A 14,869-nucleotide genomic window follows, 5' to 3' on the forward strand; every position below is an offset into this window, starting at 1 on the left:
ATCTCCCTGACGTAGGAGGCCCGGAGAACCCCTCACCGGACCGCTACGAACCCTAGGTTCGCCCCGCTAGTTCGGGAATAGGGCAACGGTAAAGAAAGCAGGGTCGCCTCAAGATTTGCCGAAGAGTCGTCAGGTCCGGCCGGTGGGCGTCCCCGGCGGACCGTCCGTCGCGCCCGACCCCCCGCGTCGCGCGACACGCCACCCACCCCCCTGGTTGGATCGTCCAGACGAACGACGACAGCGCGGGCGAGAGGAGTGAGGCATGGAGGTCTGGCCGGGTACGCCGTACCCGTTGGGGGCGACGTTCGACGGGAGCGGGACGAACTTCGCGTTGTTCAGCGAGGTCGCGGAGCGGGTGGAGCTGTGCCTGCTGGACCCCGACCCCGAGGGCGGGGAGGACACCTGGGTCGAGACGCGGGTGGAGCTGACGGAGGTGGACGCCCACGTGTGGCACGCCTACCTCCCGACCGTCCAGCCCGGGCAGCACTACGGCTACCGGGTGCACGGCCCGTGGGACCCCGCCCAGGGCCTGCGCTGCAACCCGAACAAGCTGCTGCTGGACCCCTACGCGAAGGCGACCAGCCGCGAGATCGACTGGGACCCCTCCCTCTTCGCCTACACCTTCGGCGACGAGGACTCCCGCAACGACGACGACTCCGGGCCGCACATGACCCACGGCGTCGTCATCAACCCCTTCTTCGACTGGGAGGGCGACCGACGGCCGCGCACGCCGTACGACGAGTCCATCGTCTACGAGGCGCACGTCAAGGGCCTGACCCAGCTCCACCCCGAGATCCCCGAGGAGATCCGCGGCACCTACGCCGCGCTGGCGCACCCGGCGATCACCGACCACCTCACCAAGCTGGGCGTGACGGCCCTCGAGCTCATGCCCGTGCACCAGTTCGTGCAGGACAACACGCTGCTCGAGAAGGGCCTGCGCAACTACTGGGGCTACAACACCCTCGGCTTCTTCGCGCCGCAGGCGTCGTACGCCGCGAGCGAGCACGACGGCCAGCAGGTGCAGGAGTTCAAGTCGATGGTCAAGGCGATGCACGCCGCGGGCATCGAGGTCATCCTCGACGTGGTCTACAACCACACCGCGGAGGGCAACCACCTCGGGCCGACGCTGAGCTTCAAGGGCATCGACAACCCGGCGTACTACCGCCTGGTCGAGGACGACCAGCGGTACTACATGGACTACACGGGCACCGGCAACAGCCTCAACGTGCGCCATCCGCACTCGCTGCAGCTGATCATGGACTCGCTGCGCTACTGGGTCAGCGAGATGCACGTCGACGGCTTCCGGTTCGACCTCGCCTCGACGCTCGCGCGCGAGTTCTACGACGTCGACCGCCTCGCCACCTTCTTCGAGCTCGTGCAGCAGGACCCGGTGGTCAGCCAGGTCAAGCTCATCGCCGAGCCGTGGGACGTCGGCCCCGGCGGCTACCAGGTCGGCGGCTTCCCGCCCCAGTGGACGGAGTGGAACGGCAAGTACCGCGACACCGTCCGCGACTTCTGGCGCGGCGACACCGACCTCGGCGACTTCGCGTCGCGCCTGGCCGGCTCCAGCGACCTCTACGAGCACTCCGGGCGTCGCCCGTTCGCGAGCATCAACTTCGTGACCGCCCACGACGGGTTCACGCTGCGCGACCTCGTGTCCTACGACGAGAAGCACAACGAGGCCAACGGCGAGGACAACAACGACGGCGAGAGCCACAACCGGTCGTGGAACCACGGCGTCGAGGGACCCACGGACGACCCCGAGGTCCTCGGCGCGCGGGCCCGCTCGCAGCGCAACTTCATCTCCACGCTGCTGCTGAGCCAGGGCGTGCCGATGCTGCTGCACGGCGACGAGCTGGGCCGCACCCAGCAGGGCAACAACAACACCTACGCGCAGGACTCCGAGCTGTCGTGGGTGCACTGGGACGACGCCGACCGCCCGCTCGTGGAGTTCACGGCGGCGGTGGCGCGGCTGCGCCGCACCCACCCCACGTTCCGCCGCAAGCGGTTCTTCACCGGTGGCTCCGTGCGCACCCCGCTGCCCGGCGAGGACGGCGACCGGCTCAACGACATCGTGTGGCTGCACCTCGACGGGCGTCCGATGGAGGACGGCGACTGGGCGGGCGGCGAGGGCCCCGGCGCGAAGGCGCTGGGGATGTACCTCAACGGCCACGGCATCGCCGGCAAGGACGCGCGCGGCGGCACCATCACCGACGACCACTTCCTGCTCTACTTCAACGCCGACGGCGACTGTGACGTCGTGCTGCCTCCCGCGGAGTACGCCGAGGCGTGGGACGTCGTCATCGACACCGCCGGCCACCTCGCCGACGACGAGGGCCACCCGGCGGGCAGCCGCCTGCCCATGACCTCGCGCAGCGTGCTGGTGCTGCGCGAGCACCAGGCCCCCGTGGAGGAGCCCGACCACTCGGTGGCGGCCAGCATCGCGGCGATGACCACGGACTGACCCCGCGCCGCCCCCGGCACCCCCGGGACGACGACGGCGCCGGCCCCGCGGATCGCTCCGCGGGTCCGGCGCCGTCGTGCGTGGCGCGTCGGGATCAGCCCAGCGTGCTGGGGTCCAGGACCTCGTCGGCCGGGGGCTCCTCGGCGTCGACGGGCTCGTCGAAGTCGCTCAGCGTGAACGCACCGGTCTCGCCCTCGAGCTTGACGAGGTAGTGCGGCTCCGAGGTGAGCACCGACGCCGTGACGGACTCGCCCTCGTCGTCGGTGAAGGTGACCTCGACGGCCTCCTCGCCGTCGACCTCGGTCACGTCGCCCTTCTCGGCGTCCTCGACGTCGCCGTCCGACTCGTCGTCGCGGAAGGTCTCGATGTCGCAGACCTCGGCGAAGTCCTGCTCGGCGTCGACGACCCACTTGTCGGCGAAGAGCGAGGCCGCCGCCGGGTCGCCCGCTGCCGCGGTCCAGAAGTCGGCGTCGCCGTTGACCCAGTAGGAGCCGTCGACGCCGACGATCTGGAGGCTGCCGACGCTGGCGAGCGTCATCTCGCCGGTGCAGTCGCCGGCCTCGTCGAGCATGAGGTCGACCTCGACCGTGTCGCCGTCATCCTCGATCTCGCCCGCCACGCGGAACGACTCGGCGCCCTCGATCGCCTCCTGGGCCGCGGCGATGATGTCCTCCGCCGAGGAGTCGGCGAACTCGTCCGACGCGTCGGCGTCGGACCCGTCCTCGGAGGAGCTGTCGGAGGAGCTCCCCTCGTCGTCGCTGCCGCAGCCGGCGACGACCGACGTGGTCAGCACCATCCCCGCGGCGATGGCCACTCCTCGACGCATCCCGCGTCGCACGGTCACTCGCATCTTCGTTCCTCCCAGTCGTCCCCCGGCGACGTCGCCCGGGCCGGTCCTACGGGCCGGGTCGCCCGTACGGTCGTCCACCCCCATCAGATCACGTGCGCGCCGCCCCTGCGGGGTCGGCCCCGCGCGCCCGGTCGCGCACCGTCGGCGTCCGGCCCTCCCCGCTCGGCGCCCCCTCTACGCTGGCGATGCTGCACCCCCACGGCCGGCCGAGGACGGGATCCACCATGAACGACGAGCGCCGTAGCGCCCGCACGCCCACCAGCACCTACCGGCTGCAGGTCACCTCGCAGTTCGACCTGTACGCCGCCGCCCGCACGCTCCCCTACCTCCACGCCCTCGGCGTGGACTGGGTCTACCTGTCGCCGGTGCTCGCCGCCGAGCCCGGCAGCGACCACGGGTACGACGTGGTCGGCCACAACGGCATCGACCTGTCGCGCGGCGGACCCGCCGGGCTGCAGGCCGTCTCGGCCCGCGCCCGCTCGCTCGGCATGGGCGTGCTGGTGGACATCGTCCCCAACCACGTCGGCGTCGCGACGCCCGCGGAGAACGCCTGGTGGTGGTCGCTGCTCGCGGCCGGCCCCGCGTCGCCGTGGGCCGACGCGTTCGACGTCGACTGGGAGGCCGGGGGCGGGCGCATCCGCATCCCCGTCGTGGGCGACGACGACCTCCGCCCCGACGGCACGCTGGACAACCTGCGCGTGGTCGACGGCGAGCTCCGCTACCACGACAACCGCTTCCCGGTGCGGCCCGGCACGCTGGTGCTCGTCGACGGCACCCCCGACGCCCAGGCCACCCACGCGGCGCAGCACTACGAGCTCGTCGGGTGGCGCACCGCCGACGACCGGCTGAACTACCGCCGCTTCTTCGCCGTCAACACCCTCGCTGCCGTGCGCATGGAGGACCGGCGCTGGTTCGACGCCACGCACGCCGAGGTGAAGCGCTGGTTCGACGAGGGCCTCGTCGACGGCCTGCGCGTCGACCACCCCGACGGCCTGCGCGACCCGGAGGGCTACCTCGACGACCTGGCCGGCATCACGGGCGGCGCCTACGTGCTCGTCGAGAAGATCCTCGAGCCCGGCGAGGAGCTCGAGTCCTCGTGGGCCACCGCCGGCACGACCGGGTACGACGCTCTCGCCCTCGTCGACCGCCTGTTCGTCGACCCCGCCGGCGAGGCCCCCCTCGACGCGCTCGAGGCCTCGCTGCGCGGCGCGCCCGTGGACTGGCACGCGATGGTCCACGACCGCAAGCGCGAGGTCGCCGACGGCATCCTCGGCTCCGAGGTGCGCCGCATCGCCCGCGAGCTGGGCGACCCGGGCGACGAGGTCGTCGACGCGGTCGCCGAGCTGGTGTCCGGGATGCCGGTCTACCGCTCGTACCTGCCGGCCGGCCGGGACCACCTCGAGGAGGCGTTCACGTCGGCCCGTCGCCACCGCCCCGACCTGGGCCCGGTGCTCGACCGCCTGCACCCGTTGCTCTCCGACCCCGAGCACCCCGCGGCGCTGCGCTTCCAGCAGACCTCCGGCATGGTCATGGCCAAGGGCGTCGAGGACTGCTCGTTCTACCGCTGGTCGCGCCTGACGAGCCTCAACGAGGTCGGCGCGGACCCGTCGGTCTTCGCCGTCGACGCCGCCACGTTCCACGCCGCGATGGCGGAGCGGCAGGAGCACTGGCCGCACGCGATGACGACCACCTCGACGCACGACACCAAGCGCGGCGAGGACGTGCGCGCCCGCATCAGCGTGCTCGCCGAGGTGCCCGACCTGTGGGCCGGGGCCCTCTCGGAGCTGCTCGAGGCCGCCCCGCTGCCCGACCCCGGCTTCGGCGCCCTGCTGTGGCAGGCGATCGTCGGCGCCTGGCCCGCCACCAGCGGCGGGGACCTGCGCTCGCGCCTGCACGCGTACGCCGAGAAGGCGATGCGCGAGGCGGGCGACGGCACCACGTGGACCGCCCCCGACGAGGCCTACGAGGCGGCCGTCCACCGGGCCGTCGACGCGGCGTTCGACGACCGCGACGCCCGGCGCACGCTCGTCACCCTCCTCGACGCCGTCACCGGGCCCGGTTGGTCGAACGCGCTGGCCGCGAAGCTCGTGGCGCTGACGATCCCCGGCGTGCCCGACGTCTACCAGGGCAGCGAGCTGTGGGAGCAGTCGCTCGTCGACCCCGACAACCGCCGTCCCGTCGACTTCGACGTGCGCTCCGAGGTGCTGCCGGCGCTGCTCGGGGGCGTGCGTCCCCCGCTGGGCGGCGGCCTGGCCGACTCCGGCGCGGTCAAGCTGCGCCTCGTCGCGACGGTGCTGCGCCTGCGCCGCGACCGGCCCGAGCTGTTCTCCTCGTACACGCCGCTGGCCGCCGAGGGCGAGGCCGCCGACCACCTGGTCGCCTTCGACCGCGGCGGGGCCGTCAGCGTCGTCACCCGGCTCCCCGTCGGGCTCGAGCGCCGCGGCGGCTGGGGCACGACGACCCTCGAGCTGCCCGAGGGCCGGTGGCACGACCTGATCGCCGACGCCCCGGTCGCGCGGGACGCGTCCGGACGGGTACTGGTGGCGGACCTGCTCGCGACGTACCCCGTCGCCCTGCTCACGAGGGAGTCCGCATGACCACGCCCGCCCCGTTCGCCGTCTGGGCGCCCCGGCCCCGCACGGTCCGCCTGACCGTCGCCGCCGGCGACCACGAGGAGGTCGTCGACCTGGTCCGCGGACCGGAGGACTGGTGGACCGTCCCCGCCGGCGCGCTGCGGCTCGACCTTGCGGCGTACCCCGAGGGCGTCGACTACGGCTACCTGCTCGACGACGACCCCGCGCCCCGGCCCGACCCGCGCTCGCGCCGCCAGCCCGACGGGGTGCACGGCCTGTCGCGCACCTTCGACCCGTCGGCCTTCACGTGGACCGACGCGGGCTGGACCGGGCGCCAGCTGGCCGGCTCGGTCATCTACGAGCTGCACCTCGGCACGTTCACCCCCGAGGGCACCCTCGACGCCGCGATCGGCCGCCTCGACCACCTCGTCTCCATCGGGGTCGACCTCGTCGAGCTGCTGCCCGTCAACGCGTTCAACGGCACCCACAACTGGGGGTACGACGGCGTCGGCTGGTTCGCCGTCAGCGAGACGTACGGCGGGCCCGCGGCGTACCAGCGGTTCGTCGACGCCTGCCACGCGGCGGGGCTCGGCGTCATCCAGGACGTGGTCTACAACCACCTGGGACCGTCCGGGAACTACCTGCCGCTGTTCGCGCCGTACCTCAAGAGCGGGCGCAACACGTGGGGCGACCTGGTCAACCTGGACGGCGAGGGCTCGGAGCACGTGCGCCGCTACGTGCTCGACGACGTGGCGATGTGGTTCCGCGACTTCCACGTCGACGGCCTGCGCCTCGACGCCGTGCACGCGCTGCACGACTCCTCGCCCACCCACGTGCTCGAGGAGATGGCGGTCGAGACGGCCGCGTGGTCGGCGCACGTGCGACGCCCGCTGACGCTCATCGCGGAGTCCGACCTCAACGACCCGGTGATGTTCACGCCCCGCGAGGCCGGCGGCCACGGCCTGACCGCGCAGTGGAGCGACGACTTCCACCACGCGGTGCACGTGGCGCTGAGCGGCGAGACGACCGGCTACTACGCCGACTTCGAGCCGCTGGCGGCGCTGCAGAAGGTGCTGACCAAGGGGTTCTTCCACGACGGCACGTTCAGCTCGTTCCGCGGCCGCGACCACGGCGTGCCGATCGACCTGGGCTCGACGCCCACGTGGCGGCTGGTGGTCTGCAGCCAGAACCACGACCAGATCGGCAACCGCGCCGTGGGCGACCGGCTCACCGAGCACCTCGACGACGACCAGCTCGCGACCGCCGCCCTGCTGACGCTGGGGACCGGCTTCACGCCGATGCTGTTCCAGGGCGAGGAGTGGGCGGCGTCGACGCCGTTCCAGTTCTTCACCTCGCACCCGGAGCCCGAGCTGGGCAAGGCGACCGCCGACGGGCGCATCGAGGAGTTCGCGGCCATGGGCTGGGACCCGGCGGTCGTGCCCGACCCGCAGGACCCGGAGACGTTCACGCGCAGCAAGCTCGACTGGGCCGAGGCCGAGGGCGGGCGCCACGCCGTGGTGCTCGGCGTCTACCGCGAGCTGGCGGCGCTGCGGCGCACCCTGCCCGACCTCACCGACCCGTCCTTCGGCGCCACCACCTGCGAGGTCGACGAGGCCACGCGGGTGGTGCGCATCGGGCGCGGGTCCGTGCGGATGGTGCTCGCGCTGGGCACCGAGCCGGCGACGGTCGAGGTGCCCGAGGGGTACGGCGTCGCGTGGGCCACGCCCGGCGGGTACGACGCGGGGTCGCCCCTCGTCGTACCGCCCCACGGCGCGGTCGTGCTGGCGCCCGGGGCCTGAAGGTCCCGAGGCGCCGCGCGGGCCCGCCGCGACCCCCGAGACGCACAGGTGGCGCCGCCCGGACCGGGCGGCGCCACCGTGTGGTTCGGAGCGAGGATCAGACGTTCGAGCCGGCGTGACCGTGGCGACCCTGGTCACCGCGGGCGTGGTCGGAGTCGTCGTCGTAGAAGTCGCGCGAGCCGGACTTCGCCAGGCCGCGGCTCACCATGTAGCCGATCGTCAGCAGCGTGACGTAGAACCACGCCTCCTGCGGCCCGAAGTCGGACTCGTCGACGAGGGCCGAGGCGATGAGGACGCCGACGACGGCGGCGATGTAGGCGATGAGCTCGGTGGTCTTGAACGACGCCTTGGTCTCGGTGCTGATGCGGCGCCGGGTCGTGGCGTTCTGGACGTGCTGGTTGTTCGACATGCCGTGCTCCTTCGTGGCGCTGCGCCGGGCGGGCTTCGTGCCCGTCGGCGCTGCAGCACCTGATGGGGGGAGGGAAGGTGGTGCGCTCCGACGACTGGCTGCCGTCGATCACCTACTGGTACCCGTCTCAGCCACGTCTCAGCCATCTCTAAGCCCGGACCGGTAGTGCGTCGGGTCACCACGACCTCACCGGTGGGTGGCGAAGAACTCCCCCAGCAGGGCCGCGGACTCCCCCGCCATGACACCGGTGACGACCTCCGGGCGGTGGTTCAGCCGGCGGTCGCGCACCACGTCCCACAGCGACCCGACGGCCCCGGCCTTCTCGTCCCACGCCCCGAACACGACCCGGTCCACGCGGGCGAGGACGGCCGCGCCGGCGCACATGGTGCACGGCTCGAGGGTGACGACCAGGGTGCAGCCGGTCAGGCGCCACTCCCCCCGGGCCCGGGCGGCCTCGCGCAGCGCGACGACCTCGGCGTGACCGGTCGGGTCGGTGGCGGCCTCCCGGACGTTGCGACCGCGCCCGAGCAGGCGCCGCTGCTCGTCGACGACCACGGCGCCGATGGGGACGTCGTCGGTCGCGAGCGCCGCGCGCGCCTCGTCGAGGGCGGCGCGCATCGGCGCGTTCCAGCGACCCCCCTGGGGATGGATCACGCGGGGACCGGCGCCGTCGGGCCGGGGGACGAGCGGAGGCTCACGCCGAGGTGAGGCCGACCGCGTCGTCGAAGAGCACGCCGAAGCCGAGCTTGCGGGCGATCTCGGACACCATCTCGTCGGGGTAGAGGTCGAAGTCGTCGAGCAGCAGCCCGAGGTCCATGGCGTTCATGCCGAGGTCGGCCAGCAGGGACAGGTCGCCTGCGGGCTCCTGCTCGTCCTCGTCCTCCGGCATCGGCAGGTCGAGCGCCTCGACGGCCGTGCGGGCCAGCTCCCACTCGTCGGCCGCGGTGACGTCGGAGAGCAGGATCCGCGTGCGCGGACCGGCGACGCGCACCAGGACGAAGAAGTCCTCGTCGACACCCACGACGCCGATGGCGCCGCCGTCGCCCGGGAAGCGCCGCAGCGCGGCGGCGAGCGTGTCGACCGAGTCGAGGACGTCGTCCACGATCTCGTGCAGCTGCCACACGCCTTCCTCGCGGTAGGCCACGAGGGCGAAGTCGATGCTGTCCGTGTCCACGTGTCCCCCTCCTCGCGTGCCGACGACCGACTCCCAGCGTGTCAGACCCGGGCGCGTCGCGCCAGCAGGATCAGCAGCGGGAATGCCACGGCTTAGGCTTCCCGTCCATGGACACCCTCGTCGTCGACCACCCGCTCGTCGCGCACAAGCTCACCGCGCTGCGCGACGCGACCACCGACTCCCCGACGTTCCGACGCCTCGCCGACGAGCTCGTGACCCTCCTGGCCTACGAGGCCACGCGCGACGTGCGCGTCGAGCCCTACGAGATCCGCACCCCCGTCGCCCCGGCGACCGGCGTCCGGCTCTCGACCCCCAAGCCGCTCGTCGTGCCGATCCTGCGCGCCGGGCTCGGCATGCTCGACGGCATGGTCCGCCTGCTCCCGACGGCCGAGGTCGGCTTCCTCGGGATGGTCCGCAACGAGGAGACGCTGCAGGCCTCGACGTACGCCGAGCGGCTGCCCGACGACCTCTCGGGCCGCCAGTGCTACGTGCTCGACCCGATGCTCGCGACCGGCGGCACGCTGGCCGCCGCCATCCGCTTCCTCGTCGACCGCGGCGCCGACCACATCACGGCCATCTGCCTGCTCACGGCCCCCGAGGGCACGAAGCGCCTGGCCGACGAGCTGGCCGACCTCTCGATCCCGGTGCGGGTCGTGACGGCCGCGATGGACGAGCGCCTCGACGAGAACGGCTACATCGTCCCCGGTCTCGGCGACGCCGGCGACCGGCTGTACGGCGTGGCCGACTGACCGTGGGCGCGCGCCTCGCCCGCCGCGTGCAGGGCATCCAGCCGACCGTCTTCTCGACGATGTCGGCGCTCGCGCTGCGCACCGGGGCGGTCAACCTGGGCCAGGGGTTCCCCGACACGGACGGGCCCGCCTCCGTGCTGGAGCGGGCCCGGGCGGCGGTCGCCGAGGGGCGCAACCAGTACGCCCCGGGCATCGGCGTGCCGGCGCTGCGCGAGGCCGTGGCCCGCCACCAGGCGCGCCACCACGGCATCGACCTCGACCCCGACACCGAGGTCGTCGTCACGACCGGCGCGACCGAGGGCGTCGCCGCCGCCCTGCTGGGCCTGGTCGACCCGGGCGACGAGGTCGTGCTGCTCGAGCCGTCGTACGACGCCTACGACGCCGTGCTGAGCATGGCGGGAGCGGTGCGGCGGCCCGTCACCCTCCGCGCCCCCGACTTCCGCCTCGACGCCGACGCGCTGCGCGCCGCCGTGCACGACGGCACGCGGCTGATCCTGCTCAACAGCCCGCACAACCCGACGGGGTCGGTGCTGACGCCCGCCGAGCTGGCGGTCGTCGCGGAGGCGGCGGTGCGCCACGACGTGCTCGTCGTGACCGACGAGGTCTACGAGCACCTCGTGTACGACGGCCACCGGCACGTGCCCATCTCCACGCTGCCGGGCATGGCGGAGCGGACCCTCACGGTCTCCAGCCTCGGCAAGGGGTGGTCGCTGACCGGCTGGAAGGTCGGCTGGGCGACCGGCCCCGCCGACCTCGTCGCGGCCGTGCTCGCCGTGAAGCAGTGGACGACGTTCACCTCGGGCTCGCCGCTGCAGCCCGCCGCGGCCCACGCGCTCGACGCCGAGGCGGACTTCCCGCAGGCGCTCGCGGTCGACCTGCAGCGCCGCCGCGACCTGCTGTGCGAGGGCCTGGCCGCGGCCGGGCTCGCACCCCGGGTGCCCGAGGGCACCTACTTCTCCGTCACCGACGTCGCCGACCTCGGCTGGGCCGACAGCGCCGCGTTCTGCGCCGCCCTGCCGGAGCGCGCCGGCGTCGTCGCCATCCCGCTCCAGGGGTTCCACTCCGACCCGACGATCGGGCAGCACCTCGTGCGCTGGGCGTTCTGCAAGGACGAGCCCGTGCTCGTCGAGGGCCTGCACCGCCTCGCCGCCGCCGACCTGCACGCCTGACGCGGCCCCGGTACGACGGACGCCGGCCGCCCCGAGGGGCGACCGGCGTCCGGTGCGTGCGTGGGTGAGCCGGCTCAGCGGCCCTGGAGCTTGGCGATCTTCTTGTTCTTGTACCAGCTGTTCGCGCCGCCGGTGAAGAACAGCACGATCGTGGCCAAGGCCGCGAGGGTGAAGACGAGCGGCAGCCCCGCACCGGCCAGGATCAGCGTGCCGAGGATCGTCACGACGCAGGAGACGACCAGCGTGATGCGGGCCCCGTTCGAGCCCCGCCCGGCGAAGATGGCGAGGACGAACGCGATGATGCACCAGATCAGCAGGATCACCGCGATGGTGATCAGGAACCCCAGCGCGAAGTCGACGATGGAGCCGATGTCGCCGGCGTCCGCACCCGCGTCCTCGAGCTGCTGACGCAGGTCCGCGTTGTTCTCGATCTCCTTGCGCACCTCGTCCTCGAAGGCGTCGGCACCCACGATCGCGAACACGATCATCGCGAGCGCGCCGAGGCCGGCGAGGACCGTCGAGATGAAGGTCAGGAAGACGGCCGCCGTGACGGTGCCGGGGCGCTTGAGCGATCCGGTCGGGCCGCCGTACGCACCCCCGTTGAAGGGCGCGCCCTGGTAGGCGCCCGGCGGGTTGGCGCCGGACTGGCCGCCGTGCTGGCTGCCGTAGGGCGGCGGGGTGGGCTGGCCGGGCTGCGACGAGCTGGGGTCAGGGTTCCAGTTGCTCACGCGGCCCATTGGACCACGGAGGCGCGTCCCCCCGTCGGCACGACGCGGGTCGAACCGACGGGGACGCGAGGGGAGCTGCTCAGCCCCAGGGCTTCTGGTCGGTGGTGGCGCCGCCGTAGCCGGGCGCGGACTGGATGGCGCCGCCGCCGCGGAACCAGGTGCCCGCGCTGCCCTGGGCCAGGGTGACGATGCCCGCGATGCACAGGCCCGTCCACACCAGACCGAGGGGGATGAACAGGAACGAGACGACGATGGCGAGGCTCGCGAGCACGAAGAGCGTGACGCGGGCCCACTTGCGGCGCTTCAGCACGAACGGGGTCACGGCCAGCGACGCGATGGACAGGATGATGGCCGGCAACGAGAAGAGGCGGACGATCGAGGTGACGTCGTCGTCCGAGACACCCCCGCCGGCCGCCTCGCTGAACCCGTCGATGAAGTCGTCGTTGCCGGCCAGCGCGAACATCAGCAGGGCGCCCAGCAGCGCGAGGCCCGACCCGATGAAGGACAGCCAGACCGCCGCGGTGACGGAGCCCGGCCGGCGCCCCGTGCCGGGACCCTGCTGGCCGTAGGGGTTCTGGCCGTACGGGTTCTGGCCGTAGGGGCTGCCGTACTGACCCTGCTGGCCGTAGGGGCTCTGCCCGTACTGCCCCTGGCCGGGCTGGCCCTGGCCGGGCTGGCCGTAGGGGTTGGCGGAGTAGGGGTCCTGGCCGGACGGCTGGCCGGACGACTGACCGGGCTCGGGGTTCCAGTTGCTCACGGGACCATCACATCACGTGGGCGGGGCGCCGCGGACGCGGTCCGGGCGAACCGACGACCGGGCTCATCCCCAGGGCTGCCCCGGCCCCTGCGGGCCGGGCCCCCAGGGCGCGCTGCCCGGCGGGGGCCCGCCGTACCCCGGCCCGGCCGCGAACGCGGCGCCGGGCCCGCCCCCGGCGAACCACGTCCGAGAGTCGCGGTTGAGCAGCAGCACGGCGGTGGCGACGCAGACGACGAGGTAGACCACGGCGAGCGTCGCCGTCAGGGGGTCGCCGCCCGCACCCGCCAGCACGGCGACGCCCAGGTAGACGACGGCCGCCATGATCGACAGGACGACCAGCCCGGTGCGGGCGCCCGACGAACCGCGCAGCACCCCGACGGCGAGACCGATCGCGGCGGCAGCCGGGACGGCGCAGGCGAGGAGGACGACGCCGGCCGCGCCGGCCGCGACGCCGAACGCGTCACCCATCCCCTCGACGGACGTGCCGTCGTCGGACCTGGCGATGAAGACCGCCCCGACGAGCGCCACCACGCCCGCCAGCACCAGCAGGAGGGCGGCGAACGCGCAGCTGACGATCGTGAGGACGGCGGCCGCCGCCACGGAGGCCGGGCGCCGCCGGTTCGTCGTGGCGAGGCCGTAGGCGTTCGCCGCGGAGCGGTCCTGTCCGTGCGGGGTCCCGTGGTCCCCCGACGGGTACGGCGTCGTCATCGGGGGCGGCGGGGCGTCGTGGACGTACGGCGCGGGGGTGACGCCGTACGGCGCGGTCTCGGGCGGCACGCCCGGGTCACCCGGCATCCCTGCTCCGCCGGCGTCCTTCCCCGACGGGCTCGGCGACGCAGTGCCCCACGACCAGGTGGGGTCCGAGGGGCTGGGCTCCTGGGGGGTCGTCACCGACCCATTCGACCACGCGCGGCGTACCACTGTCCGACGTCCCGGCGCGACAGCGCGCCCACCGTCACGAGCGCGGCGAGGGCGAGCAGCAGCAGCTGCGGGGCGTAGAAGGCGGCTACCAGCCCGAGGCCGGCGGCGATGCCGGCGGAGATGAGCAGGGCGACCCGCGCCCAGCCGGCCCCACGCAGCGCGTAGGCGGCGAACACCGCGGAGGCGACCGCCCAGGCGATCATCACGATCGCCATGGACACGGCGGTGGCGACGAGGAGGTCGGAGGTGACCCCCTGCTCGACCGCCTCGGGCTGGGTGGCGCGGATCTCGTCCATCAGCCGGTCGGGCGACGACGCCACGACGACCACGAGCGCCACCATCCCGAAGGTGACGAGGCTGGTGGCGATCCAGGTCAGGACGCAGGCCACCAGCACGGCACCGGGGCGCGGCGGCACGGGCCCGCCGTACCCCCCGGCGTGCCGGCCGGTGGGCGGCGTCTGGCCCCACGGGCCGCGCTGCGGGTCGCCGAAGCCCTGGTACGGCGACGGCCGACCGCCCCAGGGCGCCTGCACCGGGCGGTCGCCGGGCGGCGGACCCCACGGCTGGCCCTGCTGACCCTGCGGCCCGGGCTGCTGACCAGGGTGGCCCTGCTGACCGGGCTGCTGACCGGGCTGCTGACCCGGCTGCTGACCCGGCTGCTGACCCGGCTGCTGGTCGTGGCGGGGCGGGATCGCGAACGGGTCCTGCCGCTCGCGGGCGCGGCGGGCGGCGTCGCTCTCCCGCGGCAGTCGGAAGCGCTCCGGCAGCGGGCGGCCGGCGAACCAGCTGCGGGCCGGCTCGAGCCACAGCATGACGATCGAGACGGTCACCACGGCCGAGGCGAACCCACCGGCGATCGAGCCGGCCACGAAGATCGGGACCGCGAGCACGCTGAGCGCGATGCGGGCGGTCCGGTCGCGCCGCAGCGCGAAGAAGCCGAGGACGGCGGCGGCGGTCGCGCACGCGCCGAGCACCAGGATGGCGATGCGGCGCATCTCGCGGGCGCCCTCGAAGGAGAGGCCGAGCGAGCTGCCGGGGGGCTCGGCGATGAACTGCTCGAGCACCTCCCGCGTCTGGAGCGTGCGCAGCGCCGCCATGGCCTCGAAGGCGCCCAGCAGCACGATCACGGACCCGCCCACGACCAGCCACCCGGAGAAGGTGACCTGGGGCGGACGCGGCTGCTGTGCGGAGGAGCTCACCCGGCCATTCCACCAGACGCGTGGGTGCGGCCCGGACACGCGGCGGACCGCGGTCCCCGCGCGCCCGGCCGCACCCC

The 14,869-nt window shown here is 73.7% G+C and carries 13 protein-coding genes; 5 read left to right on the plus strand and 8 right to left on the minus strand.

Annotation, left to right across the window (positions count from 1 at the left end; genetic code table 11):
* Window positions 1-262: 262 nt before the first annotated feature.
* Window positions 263-2,464 carry a glycogen debranching protein GlgX gene (gene glgX / locus ACOACO_RS01165; RefSeq protein ID WP_420294423.1) on the plus strand — a complete coding sequence of 734 codons (2,202 nt, stop codon included), beginning with the start codon at window positions 263-265 and terminating at the stop codon, window positions 2,462-2,464.
* Window positions 2,465-2,558: 94 nt separating this feature from the next.
* Here glgX and ACOACO_RS01170 read toward each other — a convergent pair whose 3' ends face one another.
* Entirely contained in the window at window positions 2,559-3,314 is a 756-nt protein-coding gene (locus ACOACO_RS01170; protein WP_420294424.1) for a hypothetical protein, read from the minus strand.
* Between the two features lie 224 nt (window positions 3,315-3,538).
* Between ACOACO_RS01170 and treY the strand changes: the two genes are divergently transcribed.
* Both treY and treZ read left to right on the plus strand, forming a co-directional pair.
* Window positions 3,539-5,911, plus strand: a complete 2,373-nt coding sequence (treY, locus tag ACOACO_RS01175; protein WP_420294425.1) for a malto-oligosyltrehalose synthase — start codon at window positions 3,539-3,541, stop codon at window positions 5,909-5,911.
* Window positions 5,908-7,686, plus strand: a complete 1,779-nt coding sequence (gene treZ / locus ACOACO_RS01180) for a malto-oligosyltrehalose trehalohydrolase (protein WP_420294426.1) — start codon at window positions 5,908-5,910, stop codon at window positions 7,684-7,686. Before treY ends, treZ begins: the two co-directional genes overlap by 4 nt.
* Window positions 7,687-7,783: 97 nt before the next feature.
* On the opposite strand, the gene ACOACO_RS01185 is transcribed toward treZ, so the two are convergent.
* The 3 genes from ACOACO_RS01185 to ACOACO_RS01195 form a co-directional block, all read right to left on the minus strand.
* A complete protein-coding gene (locus tag ACOACO_RS01185) occupies window positions 7,784-8,095 on the minus strand; it encodes a hypothetical protein (RefSeq protein ID WP_420294427.1) in 312 nt (103 codons plus the stop codon).
* A 186-nt stretch (window positions 8,096-8,281) separates the two neighbouring features.
* The gene (locus ACOACO_RS01190; RefSeq protein ID WP_420296278.1) at window positions 8,282-8,713 is read right to left on the minus strand and encodes a nucleoside deaminase; all 432 of its coding nucleotides are present in this window, start codon (window positions 8,711-8,713) and stop codon (window positions 8,282-8,284) included.
* Window positions 8,714-8,789: 76 nt separating this feature from the next.
* Window positions 8,790-9,269 (minus strand): tRNA adenosine deaminase-associated protein, encoded by a 480-nt coding sequence (locus ACOACO_RS01195; RefSeq protein WP_277499875.1) that lies wholly within the window; start codon window positions 9,267-9,269, stop codon window positions 8,790-8,792.
* 107 nt (window positions 9,270-9,376) lie between these two features.
* On the opposite strand from ACOACO_RS01195, the gene upp reads away from it, so the two are divergent.
* Entirely contained in the window at window positions 9,377-10,018 is a 642-nt protein-coding gene (upp, locus tag ACOACO_RS01200) for a uracil phosphoribosyltransferase (RefSeq protein WP_420294428.1), read from the plus strand.
* A gap of 59 nt (window positions 10,019-10,077) precedes the next feature.
* Complete coding sequence (locus ACOACO_RS01205; RefSeq protein WP_420296279.1) at window positions 10,078-11,187, plus strand: aminotransferase class I/II-fold pyridoxal phosphate-dependent enzyme; 1,110 nt, start codon at window positions 10,078-10,080, stop codon at window positions 11,185-11,187.
* A gap of 74 nt (window positions 11,188-11,261) precedes the next feature.
* Here the strand turns inward: ACOACO_RS01205 and ACOACO_RS01210 are convergent, their stop codons facing one another.
* The 4 genes from ACOACO_RS01210 to ACOACO_RS01225 all read right to left on the minus strand — a co-directional run bounded on the left by ACOACO_RS01210 (window position 11,262) and on the right by ACOACO_RS01225 (window position 14,792).
* A complete protein-coding gene (locus ACOACO_RS01210; protein ID WP_420294429.1) occupies window positions 11,262-11,915 on the minus strand; it encodes a hypothetical protein in 654 nt (217 codons plus the stop codon).
* A 79-nt stretch (window positions 11,916-11,994) separates the two neighbouring features.
* The gene (locus tag ACOACO_RS01215) at window positions 11,995-12,672 is read right to left on the minus strand and encodes a hypothetical protein (RefSeq protein WP_420294430.1); all 678 of its coding nucleotides are present in this window, start codon (window positions 12,670-12,672) and stop codon (window positions 11,995-11,997) included.
* Between the two features lie 63 nt (window positions 12,673-12,735).
* Window positions 12,736-13,563, minus strand: coding sequence for a hypothetical protein (locus ACOACO_RS01220; protein WP_420294431.1), 828 nt, complete (start codon window positions 13,561-13,563; stop codon window positions 12,736-12,738).
* Entirely contained in the window at window positions 13,560-14,792 is a 1,233-nt protein-coding gene (locus ACOACO_RS01225; protein WP_420294432.1) for a hypothetical protein, read from the minus strand. The genes ACOACO_RS01220 and ACOACO_RS01225 overlap by 4 nt, the downstream gene beginning before the upstream one ends.
* Window positions 14,793-14,869: the final 77 nt, after the last annotated feature.

This window comes from Nocardioides sp. CPCC 205120 (genome assembly GCF_048654585.1).
GTDB lineage: Bacteria > Actinomycetota > Actinomycetes > Propionibacteriales > Nocardioidaceae > Nocardioides.

Excerpts from the sequence above, each read along its gene's own strand:
- glgX (WP_420294423.1), top strand. The coding sequence starts at position 263 with ATGGAGGTCTGGCCGGGTACGCCGTACCCGTTGGGGGCGACGTTCGAC.
- ACOACO_RS01170 (WP_420294424.1), bottom strand. The coding sequence starts at position 3,314 with ATGCGAGTGACCGTGCGACGCGGGATGCGTCGAGGAGTGGCCATCGCC.
- treY (WP_420294425.1), top strand. The coding sequence starts at position 3,539 with ATGAACGACGAGCGCCGTAGCGCCCGCACGCCCACCAGCACCTACCGG.
- treZ (WP_420294426.1), top strand. The coding sequence starts at position 5,908 with ATGACCACGCCCGCCCCGTTCGCCGTCTGGGCGCCCCGGCCCCGCACG.
- ACOACO_RS01185 (WP_420294427.1), bottom strand. The coding sequence starts at position 8,095 with ATGTCGAACAACCAGCACGTCCAGAACGCCACGACCCGGCGCCGCATC.
- ACOACO_RS01190 (WP_420296278.1), bottom strand. The coding sequence starts at position 8,713 with ATGCGCGCCGCCCTCGACGAGGCGCGCGCGGCGCTCGCGACCGACGAC.
- upp (WP_420294428.1), top strand. The coding sequence starts at position 9,377 with ATGGACACCCTCGTCGTCGACCACCCGCTCGTCGCGCACAAGCTCACC.
- ACOACO_RS01205 (WP_420296279.1), top strand. The coding sequence starts at position 10,078 with ATGTCGGCGCTCGCGCTGCGCACCGGGGCGGTCAACCTGGGCCAGGGG.